Genomic DNA, 3,568 nt, shown 5'->3' on the forward strand with positions numbered 1-3,568 from the left:
TACGGAGGGACCTCCTCGAGGGTGTTGCGTTCAACGGTCCAGCGACCCGACGACGCTGAACCGGCAGGGGCCGGACGTCGGCGAGCAGTACCGCTCGATGAATCCTCTACCACGACGACGAGGCAGGCGCGACCTCGGCCGAGGCGTTCGTCGACGACCTCCGCATCGTCATCGCGAAGGTCCCGTCGTACAAGGAGACCGGGCACGCGCACTCGGAGGCCGCGGAGAGCCACATGTTCGAGGCGCGGCTCTCGCACATCCACGCCCAGCTCGCGGAGGCCCGGGACGCGCTCCGCGAGGGCGACTTCCGGCGCGTCTTCGAGACCGCCGAGCACGACTCGCTGTCGCTGGCGGCGACGACGATGACCGGCCCCTCGGGGTGGGTGTACTGGAAGCCGGACACCATCGAAGTGTTCGACGCGGTCCGCGAACTCCGCAGCGAGGACGACGTGCCCGCGTACTTCTCGACGGACACGGGCGCGACCGTCTACGTGAACACCCGCGCCGAGCACGCCGACGAGGTCGAGGCGGCAATCGCGGACTGCGGCGTCGAGACCGACGTCTGGGAGGTCGGCGGCCCCGCGCGCATCCTCGACGAGAGCGACGCGCTGTTCTGAGTCGGGCGGGCGGGTACGGTTTTGGGTCTGGCTCGCGTAGCCGTGGGTATGCGCGTCGTCGTACTCGGCGGTGGCTACGCGGGCGTCGTCCTGACCGACCGACTGGAAGACCGGCTGCCGGCCGACGTCGACCTCGTGGTCGTCGACGAGACGGGCGACCACCTCGTCCAGCACGAGCTCCACCGCGCGATACGCCGCCCGTCGTTCGCCGACGACGTGGTGGTCCCGCTCGAGGAGATTTTCGACCGGGCGCGCGTCGACGTCGCGACCGTCGACGGCGTCGACCGCGACGCACGGCAGGTCGAACTCGCGGACGGCAGCAGTCTCGACTACGACGTGGCGGCGGTCTGTCTCGGCGCGGAGACCGCGTACTACGGGCTGCCGGGCGTCGAAGCGCACGCCAGCCCGCTGAAGCGGCTCCCGGACGCCGCGCGCATCCGCCGCGAGTTCGAGGACCTCGTGGCCGCGGGCGGCGGCACGGCCGTCGTCGGCGGTGCCGGCCTCTCCGGCGTGCAGACGGCCGGCGAACTCGCGGCGTTCGCCCGCGAGGCGGACGCCGACGTGGACGTAGTGCTGTTGGAGCAGTTGGACGCCGTGGCGCCGTCGTTCCCCGAGCCGTTCCGGGCGGCGGTCCGCGAGGAACTCGACCGCGAGGGCGTCGACGTCCGCACCGGCGTCTCCGTCACGCACGCGACCGAGGAGGCCGTCGAGACGGAGGCCGGCGCCGTCCCCTACGACGTGTTCGTGTGGACGGGCGGCATCCGCGGGCCGGACGCGCTCGGCGGGGAGCGCGTCGACGTCCGCGCGGACTTCGCGGTGGACGACCGCACGCTCGCGCTCGGCGACGCCGCGCGGGTCGTAGACGGCGACGGCGCGGCGGTGCCGGCGTCCGCGCAGGCCGCGGTCCGCGAGGCGAAAGTCGCCGCGCGGAACGTCGAGCGACTGGTCGCTGACGCCCGCGAGCGCGAGGACGGCTTCCGGCCGCGGCTGGAGCAGTACACGTTCGACTCGCCGGGCTGGCTGGTGAGCGTCGGCGACGGCGCGGTCGCGCAGGTCGGCTCGAACGTGTTCCGCGGCGCCGCGGCGAGGGCCGCGAAGTCCGGGGTGGGCGCGAGCTACCTCGCGTCCGCTGGCGGCGTCCGGCAGGCGGCGGGGCTGCTCCGCGAGGAGTTCGGTCTCGCGGGCGAGTGACGCGGTTTGTGTAACTTGACGGCCAATCGAGTTTTACGGGGTGAACGGCTCTAGACGAGTATGACTTCCGACAGTTCCGCGGCGCCGATCCCGTCCCCGCGAACGGACGGGACCGAGTCGTCGGGGGACAGCGAGGCGCTCGACGGCGACCACACGGTCCTCGTCGTGGACGGCGAAGCGGCGTTCGCGGAGTCCGTCGGCCAGTGGATCGGCGAGCACTGGAACGCGGTCGTCGCGACGGACGGCGAGGAAGCGCTCGAACAGTACGGGCCCCACGTCGACGCGGTGCTGCTCGACCGGCGGATGCCAGAGCGCTCCGGGGACGACGTCCTCGAGCGCATCCGCGAGCGGGACGGCAACGCCCGGGTCGCGATGCTGACGGCCTTGGAGCCGGACATGGACGTCGTCGACCTGGACTACGACATGTACCTGGAGAAGCCCGTGGACCGCGAGGAGGTCGTCGACGCCGCGGCGGAACTGCTGGAGCGCGCGAACTACACGCGGGAGCTGCGCGCGCTGTACGCGCTCAGCTCGAAGGTCGCGGCGCTGGAGGCGCGCTACGACGACGCGGCGCTGGCCGACGACGAGCGGTTCCAGCGCCTGCAGGCCGAACTGGAGCGCGTCCGCGAGCAGGCAGCGCCCCAGACCGACGGCGAGAGCGACGCGTCGATGGGCGAACTCCTGCAGGTCGTCACGGACGCGAAGCGGTAGCGGGTCACGCGGACGCCACGGGGAGCGTGTAGAACAGGGCTCGTCGCCTCGGACGTCGCCATCGCGTAGCGTCGACGCGCGACGTCGGTGCCGCGCAGGAGCAGTCGGTCAGTTCTCGGGGTCGTCGAGCGCGAACGGGCTGTCGTCGCCGGGGGTCGCGCGGAGGATGCGCTGGACGCGCTGGTGCCACTGGTCGTAGAACCGGCGGCGTTCGGCGTCCGCGGCGTCGCCCGCGATCAGCTTCGGAATCACGTCGGTGACGCTGCCGCCGTCCTCGCCGGGCGGGGAGACGCCCGCGTCGCGGGGGACGAAGGAGACCCGGACGCTGTCGTCGGTGTCGAGGCGGTGGAAGACGAACGTGCGGCCGGGACCGTCGAGGTCCGCGAACGACAGGAGGTTCTCGCGGCCGCCGTAGCCGCCGAACCCAGTGAACCCCGTCTCGCGGTCGGCGCCCGTGACGTGGCTGACGACGTTCGCCATCGGGCCGAGGCCGTGGTCGTCCGGCTCGCCGCCGACTTCGACGGCGACGTCGCTGCGGACCGGGAGGTCGTCGGGGTAGAGGTCGGCGAGCGCGAGCTGTGTGGCGCGGTACGCGCCCGCGACGGCGGGGCAGGCGTGGCCCGCGGCGAGCACGACCTCGGGGAAGCCGACGACGAGCGGGTCGCCCTCGGGGACGACGCCGAGCAGCTCCGCGAGCGGGTCCCGGACCGCGATGGGGTCGGCGTCCGCGAGGTGCTGCCAGTTCGTGCGCTCGGTGCCGCGTCTCGGCGTCGGGTCGGTCTCGGGGTCGACGAGGTCACTCATGGATTTCGAGGTAGGTGGTGTACCGCTTGCGAACGAGGGGTCGTTCTTCGACGACTGCGAGCAGTTCGTGCGGGGTCTCGGCGGCGAGCTCGGGGTACTCGGTCTTCGCGCGGCGGTCCGTGCTCCGAATCTCCAGCACCGCCCCGGGCGGGAGGTCTTCGAGCGCGCGCTGGACGCGCACGATGCCGTTCGCACACCCCCGGCCGCGGTTGTCGACGGTGTGGTCGGGGTCGCGTCGGGCTCGG

General features: G+C 72.8%; 4 protein-coding genes and 1 pseudogene. 3 read left to right on the forward strand and 2 right to left on the reverse strand.

Annotated features, from left to right (window positions below; genetic code table 11):
* Positions 1–152 precede the first annotated feature (152 nt).
* The 3 genes and pseudogenes from GJ634_RS14630 to GJ634_RS14640 form a co-directional block, all read left to right on the forward strand.
* A pseudogene (locus GJ634_RS14630) lies at positions 153–617 on the forward strand (diphosphomevalonate decarboxylase); the annotation flags it as partial.
* 48 nt (positions 618–665) lie between these two features.
* Positions 666–1,808 (forward strand): NAD(P)/FAD-dependent oxidoreductase, encoded by a 1,143-nt coding sequence (locus GJ634_RS14635; RefSeq protein WP_157503580.1) that lies wholly within the window; start codon positions 666–668, stop codon positions 1,806–1,808.
* Positions 1,809–1,868: 60 nt separating this feature from the next.
* Positions 1,869–2,519: a response regulator gene (locus GJ634_RS14640; protein WP_157503581.1), complete on the forward strand. Its 651-nt coding sequence runs from the start codon at positions 1,869–1,871 to the stop codon at positions 2,517–2,519.
* 108 nt (positions 2,520–2,627) lie between these two features.
* On the opposite strand, the gene GJ634_RS14645 is transcribed toward GJ634_RS14640, so the two are convergent.
* On the reverse strand, positions 2,628–3,323 hold the full coding sequence (locus tag GJ634_RS14645; RefSeq protein ID WP_157503582.1) for a hypothetical protein: 696 nt from the start codon (positions 3,321–3,323) through the stop codon (positions 2,628–2,630).
* On the reverse strand, positions 3,316–3,568 hold a 253-nt coding region (locus tag GJ634_RS14650; RefSeq protein WP_157503583.1), incomplete at its 5' end, for a sulfurtransferase TusA family protein. The genes GJ634_RS14650 and GJ634_RS14645, both read right to left, overlap by 8 nt.

Source organism: Halobacterium sp. CBA1126 (assembly GCF_009741975.1).
Lineage (GTDB): Archaea > Halobacteriota > Halobacteria > Halobacteriales > Halobacteriaceae > Halobacterium.

Bases quoted from the DNA above. Each gene is read 5' to 3' on its own strand.
- GJ634_RS14635 (WP_157503580.1), top strand. From the start codon at position 666: ATGCGCGTCGTCGTACTCGGCGGTGGCTACGCGGGCGTCGTCCTGACC.
- GJ634_RS14645 (WP_157503582.1), bottom strand. From the start codon at position 3,323: ATGAGTGACCTCGTCGACCCCGAGACCGACCCGACGCCGAGACGCGGC.
- GJ634_RS14640 (WP_157503581.1), top strand. From the start codon at position 1,869: ATGACTTCCGACAGTTCCGCGGCGCCGATCCCGTCCCCGCGAACGGAC.